General features: G+C 71.9%; 13 protein-coding genes and 1 pseudogene. 6 read left to right on the forward strand and 8 right to left on the reverse strand.

What is annotated here, in order from left to right; genetic code table 11:
- Positions 1-179: 179 nt before the first annotated feature.
- Complete coding sequence (locus ACFYO9_RS12535) at positions 180-284, forward strand: transposase (protein ID WP_388666339.1); 105 nt, start codon at positions 180-182, stop codon at positions 282-284.
- A gap of 99 nt (positions 285-383) precedes the next feature.
- Positions 384-935, forward strand: coding sequence for a transposase (locus ACFYO9_RS12540; protein ID WP_388666231.1), 552 nt, complete (start codon positions 384-386; stop codon positions 933-935).
- Between the two features lie 155 nt (positions 936-1,090).
- Here ACFYO9_RS12540 and ACFYO9_RS12545 read toward each other — a convergent pair whose 3' ends face one another.
- Both ACFYO9_RS12545 and ACFYO9_RS12550 read right to left on the reverse strand, forming a co-directional pair.
- Positions 1,091-1,786 carry an alpha/beta hydrolase gene (locus tag ACFYO9_RS12545; RefSeq protein ID WP_358778511.1) on the reverse strand — a complete coding sequence of 232 codons (696 nt, stop codon included), beginning with the start codon at positions 1,784-1,786 and terminating at the stop codon, positions 1,091-1,093.
- A 351-nt stretch (positions 1,787-2,137) separates the two neighbouring features.
- Positions 2,138-3,688, reverse strand: coding sequence for an MFS transporter (locus ACFYO9_RS12550; RefSeq protein ID WP_358778510.1), 1,551 nt, complete (start codon positions 3,686-3,688; stop codon positions 2,138-2,140).
- Between the two features lie 126 nt (positions 3,689-3,814).
- On the opposite strand from ACFYO9_RS12550, the gene ACFYO9_RS12555 reads away from it, so the two are divergent.
- Positions 3,815-4,837 (forward strand): Lrp/AsnC family transcriptional regulator, encoded by a 1,023-nt coding sequence (locus ACFYO9_RS12555; RefSeq protein ID WP_358778509.1) that lies wholly within the window; start codon positions 3,815-3,817, stop codon positions 4,835-4,837.
- Positions 4,838-4,906: 69 nt separating this feature from the next.
- On the opposite strand, the pseudogene ACFYO9_RS12560 reads toward ACFYO9_RS12555, so the two are convergent.
- Positions 4,907-5,275: pseudogene (locus ACFYO9_RS12560) on the reverse strand (transposase); the annotation flags it as partial.
- 194 nt (positions 5,276-5,469) lie between these two features.
- Here ACFYO9_RS12560 and ACFYO9_RS12565 point away from each other — a divergent pair.
- Positions 5,470-5,841 carry a hypothetical protein gene (locus ACFYO9_RS12565; RefSeq protein ID WP_358778508.1) on the forward strand — a complete coding sequence of 124 codons (372 nt, stop codon included), beginning with the start codon at positions 5,470-5,472 and terminating at the stop codon, positions 5,839-5,841.
- Positions 5,842-5,900: 59 nt separating this feature from the next.
- On the opposite strand, the gene pepN is transcribed toward ACFYO9_RS12565, so the two are convergent.
- On the reverse strand, positions 5,901-8,456 hold the full coding sequence (pepN, locus tag ACFYO9_RS12570) for an aminopeptidase N (protein WP_358778507.1): 2,556 nt from the start codon (positions 8,454-8,456) through the stop codon (positions 5,901-5,903).
- A gap of 187 nt (positions 8,457-8,643) precedes the next feature.
- Here pepN and ACFYO9_RS12575 point away from each other — a divergent pair, with 187 nt between their 5' ends.
- Positions 8,644-9,093 (forward strand): hypothetical protein, encoded by a 450-nt coding sequence (locus ACFYO9_RS12575; RefSeq protein ID WP_358778506.1) that lies wholly within the window; start codon positions 8,644-8,646, stop codon positions 9,091-9,093.
- Between the two features lie 108 nt (positions 9,094-9,201).
- Here the strand turns inward: ACFYO9_RS12575 and ACFYO9_RS12580 are convergent, their stop codons facing one another.
- Both ACFYO9_RS12580 and ACFYO9_RS12585 read right to left on the reverse strand, forming a co-directional pair.
- On the reverse strand, positions 9,202-9,636 hold the full coding sequence (locus ACFYO9_RS12580) for a chorismate mutase (RefSeq protein WP_388666234.1): 435 nt from the start codon (positions 9,634-9,636) through the stop codon (positions 9,202-9,204).
- Between the two features lie 11 nt (positions 9,637-9,647).
- Complete coding sequence (locus tag ACFYO9_RS12585; protein WP_355813358.1) at positions 9,648-10,556, reverse strand: AraC family transcriptional regulator; 909 nt, start codon at positions 10,554-10,556, stop codon at positions 9,648-9,650.
- A gap of 163 nt (positions 10,557-10,719) precedes the next feature.
- Between ACFYO9_RS12585 and ACFYO9_RS12590 the strand changes: the two genes are divergently transcribed.
- Entirely contained in the window at positions 10,720-12,471 is a 1,752-nt protein-coding gene (locus ACFYO9_RS12590; protein WP_358778505.1) for a beta-galactosidase family protein, read from the forward strand.
- Positions 12,472-12,534: 63 nt separating this feature from the next.
- On the opposite strand, the gene ACFYO9_RS12595 is transcribed toward ACFYO9_RS12590, so the two are convergent.
- Positions 12,535-15,639 carry an endo-alpha-N-acetylgalactosaminidase family protein gene (locus ACFYO9_RS12595; RefSeq protein WP_358778504.1) on the reverse strand — a complete coding sequence of 1,035 codons (3,105 nt, stop codon included), beginning with the start codon at positions 15,637-15,639 and terminating at the stop codon, positions 12,535-12,537.
- A 222-nt stretch (positions 15,640-15,861) separates the two neighbouring features.
- On the reverse strand, positions 15,862-16,743 hold the full coding sequence (locus tag ACFYO9_RS12600) for a S1 family peptidase (protein WP_388666237.1): 882 nt from the start codon (positions 16,741-16,743) through the stop codon (positions 15,862-15,864).
- Between the last annotated feature and the right edge of the window lie 120 nt (positions 16,744-16,863).

A 16,863-nucleotide genomic window follows, 5' to 3' on the forward strand; every position in this document is an offset into this window, starting at 1 on the left:
GCGCGAGGGAACCCGAAAGGGGTACGGCCGTGCGAAGGGGGCGTGGCGGGGTGGCGTGGGGTGCTAGGGACTGTTTGAGATGTTGATCAAGGTCGTGAAACGATCTTCGGATGGCTCGGGGAGATCTGACGGACGACCAGTGGCTGTGCTTGGAGGCGGTATTGCCGCTGTTGCCGAAGATGGGGCGCAAGCCGCGGGATCGGCGGCAGGTCTTTGACGGGATCTGGTGGCGGGTGAGGACGGGTTCGCCTTGGCGGGACATGCCCGAGCGGTACGGGCCGTAGGGACGTCGTACTCGGTGTTCCGCCGCTGGCAGATCGACGGAACCTGGGCCCGCGTCCTGGAGAAACTGCAGGTCAAGGCGGGTGCCGACGGGACATCGAGTGGGAGGTCTCGGTCGACTCCACAGTCCGCCGCGCCCACCAGCACTCCGCGGGGGCCCGGAAAAGGAGGCTGTCCGTCCGGGCCGGACGTCCCCGGACGGCCTGGCGGACGAGCCGGACGACCACGGCCTCGGCCGCTCGCGCGGCGGCCTGAGCACCAAGCTCCACCTGGCCGCCGACGCCGCCGGACACGTCCTCGCCGTCGTGATCACTGGAGGCCAACGCGGCGACGCACCACACTTCATCCGGGTCATGGACCGCATCAAGGTGCCCCGGACCGGCAGCGGGCGGCCTCGTGTCCGGCCCGATCACGTGCTCACCGATCGCGCCTACTCCTCCCGCGAGATCCGCGCCTACCTGCGCAGGCGGCAGATCCCGCACACCATCCCGGAAAAGCGTGACCAAGCCGGACACGCCTGCGTCGAGGAGCGGCAGGTGGACGGCCGCCCGGCTTCGACCGCGAACAGTACAAGGCCAGACACAAGGTCGAGTGCCGGATCGCCCGTTACGCCAAGGGCCCGCCGGCACCAGGGCACCGAGCACTGCCAGTAGCTGTGGCGGCTCGACCCGGTCCGGCAGCGAGTCCAGATCGTTCGCGCCGTGCCGCCGTCAGCGGCGTTTCACCAGGGTCAATGCCGCCACCAGGCGGGACCGGACATGACCCGGGTCGGCACGCTGGGAAGTGACGGGCAGGGCCGCAGCTCGGATCAGTTCGCGGAATCCTCTTCGGGCCGAAGCATCGCCGAGATTGCCGCGGCCACTTCCGCGGGATGTGACAGTGGCGAGAGGTGGCTGCTGGGGAGCTCGGTGACGACGGCTCCGGCGCGTGCGGCGAACCATCGCTGCAGTTGCGGATCGAGGATCCGGTCGTGGGCGCTGAGTACGTAGCCGCAGGGGAGGTCGTGCCAGGCGCCCGCAGAGGCCGGGGCCGTCAGGCAGGCTCCATGGGTCGGCTTCTGCATAGCGGCCAGGCTCCGGGCAAGGCGGGGCGGCAGGTCGTGGGCGAGTGCGTCACCGAACAGTTCCGGGTCCACGTCCGACCAGCCGTCCGCAGCGAACCGCAAGGCCACGCGGCCTGGCATCTCGGCACCCTTGTCGCTCAGCATGCCGATGGTCTCACCCTCGCCAGGCACGTAGCCGGCCACGAAGACCAAGGAGTTGACCTGGGGGCGCTCAAGTGCCGCGCCGGAGATGACGGTGCCGCCGTAGGAGTGTCCGACGAGGGTGACCGGTCCTTCCAGCGCGTCGATGTGCCGACGGGTCCAGGCGATGTCGTCCGCGAGTGAGGTCATCGGCAACTGGACGGCCAGTGCTTGATGGCCCTGTTCGTGCAGGTGGCCTATGACCTCCTGCCAGATCGAGCCGTCACTCCAAGCACCGTGGACCAGCACTACGTTTCCCATTTCGCACTTCCTTCTGTCATGACTGCCTTGAGTGATTCCTGCCGGCCCGGCGGAGGTTTGAGTTCCTCCGACATGAGGCCGGGACACGGCGCGATCACGTACGAGACGGTGGTGTTCTTTCAATTTCTCGACGTTGAACGGGTGAGGTGACGAAGATCGACTCACGGCGCAACGTGTGAGTACGCCAGACGACTTCGCGCAGCGCATCCGTCGTCTTTTCGTCGTGGCGTCAGCCCGTCGCCGGAGCCCGGCAGCTCGCGGGCGGCGACCGCGCCCTGTGCGCCGTCCTGTCCCCCACCGGTTCCGGAGCCGTGGGCCGCGCCCCCGTTCCCGCCGGTCCCGGCGTTGGCGTCACGTCCGCGCAGGGGTGGATACCTTGCCTGCGGCCTCGGAGGTACGGCCGGAGCCAGGTGCCGTACGGACCAGGAGCAGTACGGCCACGGCGCCGACGGCCGCGGCCAGCGCCGAGAGGAGGAAGACGCGGTCAAGACCAGCGGCGAAAGCCTGGTGGGCGAGGTCCGCCGCCGCCTCGCGGTGCCCGGCCGGTGCGGAGGCGATCACCTCGTTCGCCTGGCCCGAGGCCAGGGCGTCGGCGGCGTCGGCGGCGTGCGGCAGCTCGCCGTCTGTCAGCGTGGTGGCGGCATTGCTCGCGAAGACGGCGCCGAGGACCGCGATGGCCAGGGTCATGCCCAGTTGACGCGCCGTGTTGATGGCTCCGCCCGCCATGCCGGCACGCTGCCGCGACACGGCGGAGGTGGCGGCGGAGACAAGGACGGGCGTGGCCAGGCCCACCCCGAGACCGGTGACGACCAGCCCCCAGGTGAGCGACGTCGCGCTCGCGCCCTCCGACATACCTGCGCGCAGCAGGAGCATGCCCGCCGCCACCAGCAGCAGACCCAGCCCGATGGGCAGGCGCGGGGAGAGCCGCTGGATGTGCCGGCCGGTCACAGCCGAGACGAGGAACGACGCGGCCGCGAGCGGGGTCAGAGCGAGTCCCGCCCCGATGGGAGCGAGTCCGGCCAGGGACTGCAGCCACAGCGACACGAGCGCCAGGCAGCCGAAGGCGCTGGCCTGCAGGAGAAGTGCGCCGGTCAACAGCCCGGCGAAGGAGGCGTTGCGCAGCAGCGCCAGGTCCAGCATCGGGATTTCGCCGCGGTGGGCCGTGCGGTGTTCCACCATTACGAAGGCCACGAGGGCGAGCGCGGCGACAGCGTAGGAGACAAGGGTGCCAGGCGAGCCCCAGCCGTCATCGGACCCGCGGATGAGTCCGTAAACGAGGGCGCCGGCGGCCACGCTGAAGGTCGCGGCCCCGGGGAGGTCGACGCGATTCTTCCGGCCGACCGCGGCCGGTCGGTCGGCAGCCATGAAGCGCCGGGTCAGAACGATGGCTACGACCGCGACGGGCAGGTTGATCCAGAAGATCACGGGCCAGCTGATGCGCTGTGTCAGAACGCCGCCCAGCAGCGGACCCGCCGCCGCTGCGGCCCCGTTGGTCGCACCCCACAGCCCGAAGGCCGTACCGCGGTCCCGCCCCTGGTAAGAGGCGAGCAGCAGAGCGGGAGCGGTGGCGAACATGGAGGCTCCGCCGATGCCCTGCACAGCCCGGGCTGCGATGAGCACGTCGGCATCGGAAGCGAAGCCGCACACGAGCGAGGCCACGGCGAACAGTGCGAGCCCGCCCACATAGGCTCGCCGGTGCCCATAGCGGTCGGCGAAAGCGCCGGCAGCGAGCAGCAGCGCCGCCAGAGCCAGCGCGTAGGCGTCGATGACCCACTGCAGTGACGCGAAGGACGCACCGAGGTCACGGGCCATGCTGGGCAGCGCCACGTTCACGATGGTGACGTCCACCAGCAGGATGCACGCGCCGAGACAGACCGCTATGAGCGGTCCCCACTTACGCATGTCGTCATCTCCATTCAGGGATCGGGGAACGGACCGAAGCCTCGGTCCTCGACCACTGTTGACGGCATGCACGCGATCAGATGACTCGCACGGTCACATTTGCACGTATCCCCTAAAATCGAGGACGTGAAGACGTATCTCGACAGTCCCGACCCTGTGGGGCATCACCTCACCGATGAAGACCTGGTCCTGGCGCACGCCCTCCAGCTCAACGGCCGCGCCTCCTTCACCGAGATCGCAGCCGTGCTGGGCGTCTCCGACCAGACCGCGGCTCGCCGCTTCACCCGCCTGCGCACCACCGGGAAACTGCGCGTGCTCGGTCTGACCGACCCGTTCCGGCTGGGAGACCTGTCATGGTTCGTGCGCGTGCGGTGCACTCCGGACGCATCCGCCTCCATCGGCTCGGCACTGGCCCGGCGCACGGACACCACCTGGGTCAACCTCACCTCGGGGGGAACGGAGACGATGGCCGCGGTTCGCGCCCGCGGGCCCGGCCTGGAGGAGCCCTTCCTGGTGCAGCAACTGCCCCGCACCCCACGAGTGGTCGACGTCTCCGCGCACTGCGTCCTGCATGTGTTCTTCGGCCAGGACCTCGGCTTCATCACCAAGAGCGGACCGCTGAGCGACGCACAGGTCGCCGCACTGACCCCGCGGCCAACGGACGGGGTGTCGGCAGCCGGCTCGGAACCCGTCGTGCTGGACGACCGCGACCGACTACTGCTCGACCTGCTGGCCCGCGACGGAAGGGCTCCGGTGGGCGAACTGGCCGCGGCCACCGAGCTGTCCGAGTCCACAGTGCGCCGCCGCATCAACGATCTACGCGCCGAAGGCGTGCTGTACTTCGACGTGGACTACCACCCCGACGTCCTGCACCGAAAGCTCAGGATCGCGCTCTGGCTGGAGATCGACCCCGCGCGGCTGGCCGAGGCAGGCGAGGCCCTGGCGGCGCATCCCGAGGTGTCCTTCGCCGCGGCGGTGACCGGCGCGACGAACCTGTACGCGAGCATCCAGGTGGAGTCGGCGCAACTCCTGTACCGCTACCTGACCCAGACTCTGTCCGGACTGCCCGGACTGCGGCACACAGTGACCACGCCCATCCACCGAACCCTCAAGGGCCCGGGCCCATACCCGCTGCCACCCGAACTTTGACTGAGCGTGTTGCGATGCTGTGGCCTCGGACGCGCTTGCGGCGCCGCGGGTGGCGGCCCTCGAGCCGGTGGTGGAGGTCTTGACGCTCTGCGCGTCGATCACGCAGGCCGACGGGTGTTTGTCGTGGCCGTCCTGCGCTCGTACCAACTCCCGCAGGAGCCCATTGAGATGGGCGAAAATGCCATCCTTCTGCCAATGGGCGAAGTATCCGTAGACCGGCTGCCAGGGCGGGAAGTCGTGTGGGAGGTAGGCCCACTGGCAGCCGGTGCGGTCCACATACAGGATCGCATTCATGATCTCTCGCAGATCGTGCCGGGGTGGCCTGCCGAAGTCCAGAGCGCGGCCGCGACGCTCGAACCGCCACGCGGCCGGCACCGGCTCGATCAACTCCCAGCGGGCATCGGGCAGATCACTCGGATACACACGACGTCCCGTCATGACGTCGGCATACCGCCTGTCCCGGACGCCACATCACCCGACTCGACGACCTCTTAGGGCGTGCGCGGCGGTGGGGCGGTGAGAGCGCGAGGGAGCTACCGCGGCTCCTGGGGCTGCCACAGTTCCCGGGACCCGTGTGATGTAGTGATCGTCCGGCGGTTCGAGTGGGCCGGTGCGGCGGAGATGGGGAGCGGATGACTCTGAGGGCGGGCCAGCGGGTGGTGCTGGCGGCGGACACCCGGCTGACGGATGCGGCCGAGGTGGCGGGGGTCGTCGTCGGGTTCCTGTCCCTGGCGGCGGGCGTCGGCGGGACGGTCGAGCAGGTGGTCGGGCAGCAGGACGAGAGCGACGACGTACGCGAGTACGAGCGGCTCAAGGCGCTGCTCGACGCCTACGGGGCCGGGATGCCCACGGGGAGCAGGAGGCAGCTCGAAGAGAAGGTCGCCGCTCTGGAACCCGCGTGGACGGCCTTCCAGGAGCGGGGGCCTCGGGTGAGCGTGCGGGTCCGTTTCGACAACGGGTTCATCCTCGACGGGGCCCACGAGGACGTCTTCGTCCCTGCCTGAGGGTTCGCCCCACGGGGCCGGGGGCGCAGGCACAAGGTCCTACGCCCCCGGACGTGTTCTCACCCCTCGCGTGCCGCCTCGCGCCCCGCCTCCCGTACCCGCAACGCCCGTGCCAGGTCGTCGAGTTGGTCGGCCAGCTTGCGGCGCAGGGCAGGAGTGGGGTCGGCGTCGCGCAGACACCGCTCGCCGAGCCGGAGGGTCTCCTCGTCCACGAACGGCAGGGGGAAGGCGTGCCGCCCCGCCGCCTCGGCCATGGCGGGTCCACGCCGGGCGGCGAGGGAGACGGCGTCCTCGAAGTAGCGCGGCACGTACTCCCGTACGAGGTCGGCCTGTTCGGGTTGCCAGAAGCCCTGCGCGGTGGCGGTGAACAGGTAGTTGGAGAGGTCGTCCGTGGCGAACATGGCCTCCCACGCGGTGCGTTTGGCGTCGGCGTCGGGCAGCGCGGCCCGGCAGCGTGCCGCGCCCTCGCGGCCGGTGGCGCTCGGGTCGTCGGCCAGCTCGGCGGCGATGGTGGCCTCGTCGGTCGCGTCGAGTGCGGCGAGCCGGGCGAGGGCGCGCCAGCGCAGCTCGGGGTCGAGCTCGGGTCCGCCGGGCACGGTGCCCTCCCGCAGCCAGGCCTGGAGCGGTCCGGCCTGGGTGGCGACGTCGATGGCGCCGCGGACGGCGGTGAGGCGCAGGCCGGGGTGGGAGCCGTCCTCGGTGCGGCGGATCAGGTCGCGGCAGAGTTCGCCGAGGAGGGCGAGGGCGTCGGGCCGCTCCTCGGGGGTGGCGTAGCGGTGCGCGATGTGGGTGGTGGCGAAGGCGAGGACGCCCTGCACGAGGGCGAGGTCGGTCTCCTCGGGCAGGTGGGCGCTCGCGGTCGACAGGTAGTCGCCGACGGTCAGTTCGCCGTCGCGGACCATGTCGCGCAGGCTGTTCCACAGGACGGCGCGGGTGAGGGCGTCGGGTACGCCGGACATGCCGCGCAGGGCGACCTCCTCGGACGTCTCGTCGAGGCGGATCTTGGCGTAGGTGAGGTCCTGGTCGTTGAGGACGACGAGGGCGGGGCGGCCGCCGTCGCGGGTGATGTCGCCGGTGGCGGGGACGTCCGTCTCGAAGCGTTCGCGCAGGACGAGGGAGCGGCCGTCGGAGAGGTCGCGGTCGTAGACGCCGACGGCGATGCGGTGGGGCCGGCCGGTACCCTCCCGCCCGTCGGCTCCGGGTCCGGCGGCGCGGTCGACGGTGAGGTGCCAGGCGCGTCCGGTGTGGCCGACCTTCGGGGTGAGGGTGTCGACGCCGGTGGTCCGCAGCCAGGCCTCGGCCCAGCCGTGCACGTCGCGGTCGGTGGCGTGGGCGAGGGAGTCGATGAAGTCGGCGAGGGTGGCGTTGCCGAACTTGTGCCGGGCGAAGTGGGTGTTGATGCCGGCGAGGAAGTCCTTCTCGCCGAGCCAGGCGACGAGTTGGCGCAGGGCGCCGGCGCCCTTGGCGTAGGAGATGCCGTCGAAGTTGAGCATCGCGGACGCGGTGTCGGGCACGGCGTCGGGGTCGGGGGCGACGGGGTGGGTGGAGGGGCGCTGGTCGGCGTCGTACCCCCAGGTCTTGCGGGCGACGCCGAAGTCGGTCCAGGGGTCGGTGAAGCGGGTGGCCTCGGCGGTGGTCTGGAAGCCCATGTACTCGGCGAACGACTCGTTCAGCCAGATGTCGTCCCACCAGGTGAGGGTGACGAGGTCGCCGAACCACATGTGGGCCATCTCGTGGGCGATGACCATGGCGCGGGTCTGGCGCTCGGTGTCGGTGACGGCGGAGCGGTAGACGAACTCGTCGCGGAAGGTGACGAGCCCGGGGTTCTCCATGGCGCCGGCGTTGAACTCGGGGACGAACGCCTGGTCGTAGGAGTCGAAGGGGTAGGGCTCGTCGAACTTCTCGTGGTAGCGGTCGTAGCAGGCGCGCGTGATGTCGAGGATCTCGTCGGCGTCGGCGTCCAGGAAGGGGGCGAGCGAGCGGCGGCAGTGGATGCCGAAGGGCAGGCCGCGGTGTTCGGTGCGCACGGAGTGCCAGGGGCCCGCGGCGACGGCGACGAGGTAGGTGGAGATGCGCGGGGTGGCGGCGGCCCGCCAGGTGCCGCCGCCGATGTCCTCGGTGACGCCGTTGGCGAGCACGGTCCAGCCGTCGGGGGCGGTGACGGTCAGCTCGAAGACGGCCTTCAGGTCGGGCTGGTCGAAGGCGGCGAAGACGCGCTGCACGTCCTCCATGAACAGCTGTGTGTAGGTGTACGTCTCGCCGTCGGTGGGGTCGGTGAAGCGGTGCATGCCTTCGCCGGTACGGGAGTAGCGCATCGCGGCGTCCACGCGCAGCTCGTGCTCGCCCGCGGTGAGCCCGTCGAGGACGAGCCGGTTGTCGACGAGTGCCGCGGGGTCGACGGTCTGCCCGTCGAGGGTGACGGAGCGCAGTTCGGCGGGCTTGAGCTCGACGAAGGTGGCACCGTCGGCGCGGGCGCCGAACCGGATGACGGTCCGGGAGTCGAAGGTGTCGCGGGCGGGGTCGGCCGCCCGGCTCAGATCCAGCTCGACCGCGTAGTGGTGGACGTCGATGAGCCGGGCTCGGGTCTGCGCTTCGTCGCGCGTCAGTACGGGCATGGGGCCATGCTGCCCGATGGAGCCCGGACGGCGTAGGGCTTATCGCCGGTGGGCCGTGCCGACCCTTTGGTACGCCGGAAGTGGTGGGCGACCCGCTGAATGGGGGTGCCCCGGGTGCGGCCCGGTGTGCGGGGTCGGTGAATGGAGCGGGAGAACCGACGGAAATCGCTCTGTTCGAGGGAGAACCATGCGTACACGCACCACCCTGGCCTGCATCGGTCTGGCCGCCGCCGCCGCTTTCGGGCCGCTCGCGGCGGCGGGTCCCGCCGTCGCCGCGGAGCCGCCCCCGCCCACGGCGCCCGCGGCTCCCGACGCCAAGATCCTGGAGACGGTGTGCGCGAGCGTGCAGAAGATCATCGAGCAGATCGGCGCCGCGCAGCTCGTCAAGGTCGACGCCCTGAACCCCGCCACGGTCCACGACCAGTGCATGAAGTCCGGGAAGGTCTCGATGGCGGACCCGGCGAAGCAGCCGGCGCAGCAGCCGGGCGCTCTGCCGGGTCTCGGGAAGGCGGCGGACCCGGGCGCGGACCCGGGTGCGGTGCCGGGCGCGGGCGTCGTGCACCTGGGCGGCATGGATCTGGGCGGCGTGCGCCTGAGCCCCCTGACGGTGGGCGACGCCGGCCCGGGCAAGGGCTGAGTGACCGGCGCCGGGCCGGCCGTCCGGCGCCGGCAGTCGAGGACCCCGTCGGCGCACGGCTGACGGGGTCCTCGGTGCGGGTCGCGCCCGGAGCGGCGTCGGCCGGCGTCAGGCCTTGGGGGCGTCGCCGCCGGCCGGGCTGTTGTCCGCGATGCTCTCGTGGTGGCGGATGACCTCGGCGATGATGAAGTTGAGCAGCTTCTCCGCGAAGGCGGGGTCGAGTTTGGCGTTCTCGGCGAGCTGGCGCAGCCGGGCGATCTGGCGGGCCTCGCGGGACGGGTCGGCCGGCGGCAGGTGGTGCTCGGCCTTGAGGTGGCCGACCTGCTGGGTGCACTTGAAGCGTTCGGCGAGCATGTGGACGACGGCGGCGTCGATGTTGTCGATGCTGTCGCGCAGCCGGGACAGCTCGGCGCGCACGGCCTCGTCCGCCTGCGCGGGGGCGCCCATTGCGGGGGTGCTCGCCCCGGTGGCGCCCGTCGCGGGGGCGGCGCCGGCTCCGGTCCCGCTCGCGCTGTTCTCGTCACTGGTGTGGCTGGTGGTCATGGGCCACGAGCCTACGTTGCCGCTTCCGGACCGCCACCGGCGGAAGAGCGCAGGATCGGCGGGTGGTCGGGATCCGGTATCTGGTGGGACCAGCCGCCGGGTACGGACCTGCCCTGCTGGTCGCGGAAGCGGACGGGCGCCATCCCGACGCGGCGGGTGAAGAGCCGGGAGAAGTAGGCGGGGTCGTCGTAGCCGACGCGGCGGGCGACGGCGGCGACGGGGAGCTCCGTGGCGGCGAGGAGTTCCTTGGCGCGGCCCAGGCGGATGCCGAGGAGGTAGTCCTTGGGGCTGCATCCGGCGCCGCGCCGCACGGCGGTGCGCAGTTCGGCGGGGGTCATGCCGTGCCGGGCCGCGTGCTCGGCGACGGACAGCGGCCGGAAGGCGTCGCGGGCCAGGGCCTGCAGCACGGGGTCGCCGTCGGGGGCGATGTCGGCGCGGGCGCGGCGCAGCGCGACGAGGAGTTCGTGGACGGCCGCGCCGGTCTCGACCTCAAGGAGGGGGTTGCCGCGCCGGGCCGCGCGGGCGATGCGGGCGACGGCGGCGCGGGCCCCCGCCGCGTCGGAGAGCGGCACGACGGGGCGGGTCGGCTCGATGTAGCCGAGTTCGGTGTACGTGGCGGTGGCGGGCCCCGTGAAGTCGACGAAGCACTCGTCCCAGCCGGTCTCCGGGTCGGGCCCGTAGTGGTGGCGCACGCCGGGGGTGAGCCAGATCAGGGCGGGCGCGGTCACGGTGGTCCTGCGCCCGTCGGCGGCGCGGAACCAGCCGCCGCCGGAGCTGACGACGACGGCGACGTGGTGGTCGAGGGTGCGCGGCCCGACGACCGGCAGCGCCCCGTGCTGCAGGCCGACGCCGAGGCAGGCGAGGCCGAGCCGGTGGTGGGCCGGGCTCGGGGTGAAATACCGCATCCACGTGTGGTACATCCGCGTGCGTCCCTTCCGGTGCCGGGCCTGGTCCGGTCTGCTCGTGCGTCGCCGGACGCGTCCGGTCCCCTCGCTGCGTCCAACCGGACCCGATCTTTGTCCATGGACCCTGCCGCCCGCCAGAGGTGATCGTGGGCGAGCGGTACGTGAGCGAAGGGACGCGATGAACGGGTTCAGGGTCGGCGAGGACGATTTCGAGGTGGACGGTCGGCCGGTGCGGCTGCTCTCCGGTGCGCTGCACTACTTCCGGGTGCACGAGGCGCAGTGGGGTCACCGTCTGGCGATGCTGCGCGCGATGGGCCTCAACTGCGTGGAGACGTACGTGCCGTGGAACCTGCACGAGCCGCGTCCCGGGGTCTATCGCGACGTGGAGGCGCTGGGCCGTTTCCTGGACGCGGCGCACGAGGCGGGCCTGTGGGCGATCGTCCGCCCCGGCCCCTACATCTGCGCGGAGTGGGAGAACGGCGGTCTGCCGCACTGGCTGACGGGGGCGGTGGGGGCTCGCGCGCGGACCCGCGACCCGGAGTACCTGGGCCATGTGGAGCGCTGGTTCCGCCGGCTGCTGCCCGAGGTCGTGTCCCGCCAGTACGGGGCGGACGGCGCGGGCCCGGTGATCATGGTGCAGGTCGAGAACGAGTACGGCAGTTACGGCTCGGACCAGGTCTACCTGCGCCACCTCGCCGATCTGCTGCGCGAGCAGGGCGTGACGGTCCCCCTGTTCACCTCGGACGGCCCCGAGGACCACATGCTGACCGGCGGCTCGATTCCGGGCGTCCTGGCGACGGCCAACTTCGGCTCGGGGGCCCGCGCGGCGTTCGCCACGCTGCGCCGGCACCGGCCCCGGTCCCCGCTGATGTGCATGGAGTTCTGGTGCGGCTGGTTCGACCACTGGGGCGCCGACCATGTCGCGCGGGACGCGGACGACGCGGCGGCGGCGCTGCGGGAGATCCTGGAGTGCGGGGCGTCGGTGAACCTGTACATGGCGCACGGCGGCACGAGCTTCGCCGGCTGGGCCGGGGCCAATAGAGGCGGCGGCGCGCTGCACGACGGGGAGCTGCAGCCCGACGTCACGTCGTACGACTACGACGCGCCCGTCGACGAACGCGGCCGCGCCACCGCCAAGTTCTGGGCCTTCCGCGAGGTCCTCGCCCCGTACGCGTCCGCCCCGCTGCCCGATCCGCCCCCGCCGCTCCCCGCGCTCACCGCCCCAGCCTCGGCGGACCTCACCCAGTGGTCTCCCCTGGAGGCGGTCCTCGACGCCCTCGGCACCCCCGAGTCGGAGCACGCCGTCCCGCCCACCTTCGAGGAGCTCGACGTGGACCGCGGCCTGGTGCGGTACGCCGTGGCCGTGCCGGGCCCGCGCGAACCGTATCCGCTGAGCGTGCGGGGCCTTCGGGACCGGGCGGTGGTGTACGTGGACGGTGCACGCGCCGGTGTCCTCACCGAGGGCACCCCCACCCTGCTCACCCCGGTCGCCGGCCACGCGCGCGTGGAGCTGTGGGTGGAGTCCCTGGGGAGGGTCAACTACGGCCCGCGCACGGGCGAGCCGAAGGGCGTCACCGGGGGGATCCTGCACGAACGGCAGTACCTGCACGGGGTGCGGGCGCGGGGCCTGCGCCTGGACGCGTTCGACGACGCCGCGGCGGTACGACAGCTCCCCGCGACCGCCCCCGGAGACGGCCGCCCCGGCCTGTACCGGGGCACGGTCGAGGTCGACTCCCCCGGCGACGCTTCCCTCGAACTCCCGGGCTGGACAAGGGGGTTCGTGTGGGTCAACGGTTTCAACCTGGGCCGCTACTGGTCGGCGGGCCCGCAGACGTCGCTGTACATGCCGGGCCCCGTCCTGCGGGCGGGCACCAACGAGGTGTGGGTGCTGGAGCTCGAGGAGGGCGGGGAGCGGGTCGAGTTGACCTGAGTCGGTATACGTACGGACGGAGCCCGCCCCCGGCAAGGGGCGGGCTCCGTCGCGTGCGGCTCCTCAGACCTCCGTGACCTCGAACGCATCGAGCACGAACTCCGCCGTGCCGTCCTCACCGGTCTTGCACAGGCCCACCCAGGCCTCGCCCCGCTCCGGTGCGGTGAACTCGTGGACGAGGGTGGTGGGTTCGGTCGCCACCGGCAGTTCCCTGCGCTCCAGTTCGCGGGGTGCCGGCTCGTCGGTGGCGGTGATCCACGCGTACTGGCCCGCCTTCTCGTTCTCGTACCGGAAGGAGACGCGGTAGCGCTTGCCGGGGGTGAAGCGGACGGTGTGCGGGACCGTGCGGTAGACCAGGCCGGTGTTCTCGCCGCGTGACTTCAGGGAGTTGGTGCCGTCGACGACGTCGTCGATCACCTTGCCGTTCCAGCCGCGCTGGGTGAAGGGGGCGTGGCGCTGGGCGATGTGGGTGCGCGGGTCGGTGACGTCGCCCGCGTCGCCCTTCACGAAGGGGCCCCAGCCCTGCGGGACATGCTCGAAGTCCTCGTGGACGAGGGTGGCGCGGGGGCGCTTCGCCGGGCGGGCGGTGGCGGTGATCCGTACGTTGTCGAAGCGCACGCGCGCCTGTCCCGCCTCGGCGCGCAGGGTCAGCTGGGCCGTGCCGCCGCCCTCGGGGACGGTGAAGAACGTGAACATGCGCTGGAAGCGGGTGCCGTGCTTGCGGTCGGCTGCGACGTAGTTGCCGGCGGTCGAGGTCTCGGTGAAGTTGGCTGCGGTGACGCCGTCGGCGGTGCGCACCTCCAGGGCGGCCTTGCGCCGCTCCCCCGGCTTCTCGCCGACCTCGACCTGCACGGAGGCGACATAGGTGCCGGCCCGCAGGCGGGCGAGCCGCTGCCCGACCGCGGCGGCGCCGCCCGCACCGATGACCAGTTCGTGGTCGCCGAGGGTGCTGGGCTTCACCGCGGCGGGGCCGCTGACCTGCCAGCCCTTCAGGGAACCGGAGTGGAAGCCGGGGTCGTGCAGCGGGGTGCCCTGGCCCCACTTCGGGTCGGGCAGGGCGGCGGCGCGCTCGCGGTAGAGGACGTAGGGCTGCTGGGGGTCGGCCTTGAGCGTGACCTTTCCGCCCGCCACGGAGACGTACGACTCGAAGACGCGCCCCTGGTCGGTGAGGCGGTACAGCGCCACGCGGGAGCGGCGTGCCCAGCCGCGCGGGAGCTGCCAACTGCTGGCGCCGCCCGCCGGGTTGTAGTGGTACAGCTTGGCGGGATCGTGCGCCTTGCGGGGCTCCCACGGCAGCAGATAGCGGCCGTCCTCGTAGACGATGTGTCCGCCGGTGGTGATGCGCCGCTCGCCGGTGGCATCGGAGACCGTGGTCGCCCCGTCCCCGAAAAAGGCGATCTCGTGCTCGCCCCAGCTCTTGACGGGGTTCGCCTGGAGGTACTTGGCGGGCAGCGAGTGGGTCCAGATCAGGTCGTAGAAGGCGTGCCAGTCGGTCTTGCCGACCCATCCCTCGAAGTTGCCCATGCGGGCGACGCCGAGGAGGGTGGGCCACTTGTCGGCGAAGACGTCCTTCTGGTGGTGGCGCACGAAGCGGATCAGGCGGGAGTTGATGCCGCGCGAGGTGTCGCCGCCGTAGTCGGTCTCGGTGGCCCAGTGCGACCAGAGCGAGGACCGCTCGAAGCCGTGGCCCCACTCCGACGTGATGGTCCAGCCCTGGTCGCGGAAGGCGCGCTGAAGGCGGTCGGAGGTCCATCCCGACTCGCGGAACACGTCGATGTAGAGGGCGTTGAGGCCCTTGTCCGTCTGGCCGCGCAGGTCGGCGAAGCGCTTGATGATGTCGCCGGAGACCAGGTCGCGGCGCTGGTCGATGCGGTAGCTCTGGTCGAGCCAGTCCCACTGCTCGTCACTCTTGTCGACGAGCTTCTCGGAGAAGGCGCGGGCGACGGGGTAGGACTCGGTGGCGTTGACGTGCACGCTGAAGTCGCTGTTCCACTTCTTGCCCTCGTGGACCAGGGTGTTGAGGTCGTCGAGGCCGCCGGCGCGGGTGTTGTAGTTGTCCGCGTAGTCGGGGTGGGCGGAGTCGTGGCCTTCCGACTGGTAGCCCTTGAGGAGCGTGTACTGGCGCAGGCCGTCGGTCGCCAGGTGGATCCGCTTGACGTTGTCGAGCGTGGCGAGGAACGGGTTGGTGGCCTGCGAGGCGAAGTTGAACGGGATGTGCGGGACGACCCGCAGATGCTGCTCGTCGGCGCCGAGCGGGGTCACCATGATGTCGCGGAAGGCGATGGCGGCGTCCTGCCAGTCGACGACGCCGTCGCCGTTGCGGTCGCCGGTGATCACGACGGTGGCGTACGGGAGGGGCTCGGTGGCGTCGACGGGCGCGGTCGCCGCCCGGTGCGTCCACTGGCCGGGGGTCAGCCGGGCCTCCACGCGGTCGCCGTCCCGCACCGTCTCGCGCCACAGACGGCCGTTCTCCCAGGTGGTGCCCGCCTCCGAAGTGGGCTTGTCGTAGACCGTGTTCGTCTCGATCGCGCCGCCGAGCCCGTCGTGCGCCACGACGGCGTACGCGCATCCGACGGGTGCCTCGGCGGGGGTGCCGGCGGCGGGGCGTACGAGGGTGTCGCCGCTCTTGGCCTTGTCCAGCTGCACCTTGGCGGCGAGGAGGGCGGCGCCTGGCTGGTCGGCGCGGACCGAGAGCAGGGCGAGGCCGGGGACGCGCAGGGTGCCGACGCGCAGCGCCGCCGTGTCCGCGATCTTCGTGACGCGCCAGTGGACCTGCCGGCCCTCGACCGCGATCTCGACGTCGATCCGGGTGCCGCCGTCGAAGGAGAGCACGTACGCGATGCGGCGGCCGGACGCCTTCGCGGTGACCTTCGGGGTGTGCTCGGCCTCGTCGATCAGGACCGTGGTGACGGCGCCCGCCGCCCGGCCGTGCAGCACGGCGCCGCTCGCGCGGTCGGTGTAGGAGACGACGCTCGGGAAGGCGGTGGCGACGCGCACGTCCAGATCGGCCGAGCGCAGCACCGCCTCGCCCGCCGCGCGCCCCGCGGGGAGCGAGGAGGACGCGGCGAAGGCGCTGCCGCCCGCTCCGACGGCGACGCCCATTCCGGCGATCGCACCCGTCGCGACCACCGTTCTGCGGCTCGGTCCGGTCGTGTCTGACGGCGGCATGGGGCACCCCTCCATGGGACGGACGTGGGACTGGATTCGTGCCGCTCACGATGCGGCGGCCGGTGCCGGTGCGCCCATGGACAAAGGAGGGACAGGTGTTGGACTAACGCGACGACGCCGGGCGCCCGCTGGACTCTGGAACGACGCGACGGCGCGGGGCGCCGCAGGAAGCGGGCGCCCCGCGCCGGGGGGCCGTTCAGGTGGGCGGACGTACGGAACCGGTCAGAGCTCCGACGCCGCCTTCTCTATGTCCGCCGCGAAGGTGGAGACCTCGGTGTAGACGCCGGGGAACTTCGGCCGCGCGCAGCCGTTGCCCCAGCTGACGATGCCGACCTGCACGTACTCGCCGGCCTCGTCCTTGCGGAACATCGGCCCGCCGGAGTCGCCCTGGCAGGTGTCCGTGCCGCCCTCGGCGAGCTTGCCGGCGCAGAGCTCCTCGCCGGGCGTGAGGTCGTCGCCGTACGCGGCCTGGCAGTCGGCGTCGCTGACGAACGGGACGGTCGCCTTCAGGAGGTAGCGCTGCTGGTCGCCGCCCTCCTTGTCGGCGCCCCAGCCGGCGATGGTGAAGTCGCCCTCGTTGTACGTGGCGTCCTTGGCTATCTTCAGGGTGGGCTGGTCGATCGGCTCGGCGAGCTTGATGAGCGCCCAGTCCTTGCCCTTGCCGTCGTAGCCGGGCGCCTGCAGGACCTTGGTGGACTTCACGCTGACCGCGTCGGGGCTCTCCAGGTCCACGACGCCGCCGGTGGCGGTGATGCTCGTGTTGTCGCCGGAGCCGTCGACGCAGTGCGCGGCGGTCAGCACGACGTCCTTGGCGTACAGCGCGCCGCCACAGCCCATCGACAGACGGACCATGAACGGGAATTCACCCTGCTCGGCAGGGGTGCCGCCGACGACGCGCTCACCCGGCTGGGGGCCCGGGTGGGGTGCAGCCGAGGCGGCCACGGGCTGAAGGCTGACGGTGGCGAGGGCGATCGCACCGAGGGTGGCGGCTCTCTTCACTCCACGCAGCTTGGTCTTCAACTGACTTCCCTTCGTGGGGGGTTCGTGGGGGGATGCACGCGTGACGGGCCCGGTCCTTCCGCACGGAACGCGCGTGGATGGCATGAGCCCGCCAAAGCGTTGTTGCGGATTATGGAGATCGGTGTCCGCTCAGGACAAGGGGCGGTTTTCGGCCACGGCATGTCGTGATGCCGTGCGCCGTCGCCGCCGTGCCCCGCACGGGGC

Origin of the sequence: Streptomyces sp. NPDC005863 (assembly GCF_042871345.1) — a bacterium.
Classification (GTDB): domain Bacteria; phylum Actinomycetota; class Actinomycetes; order Streptomycetales; family Streptomycetaceae; genus Streptomyces.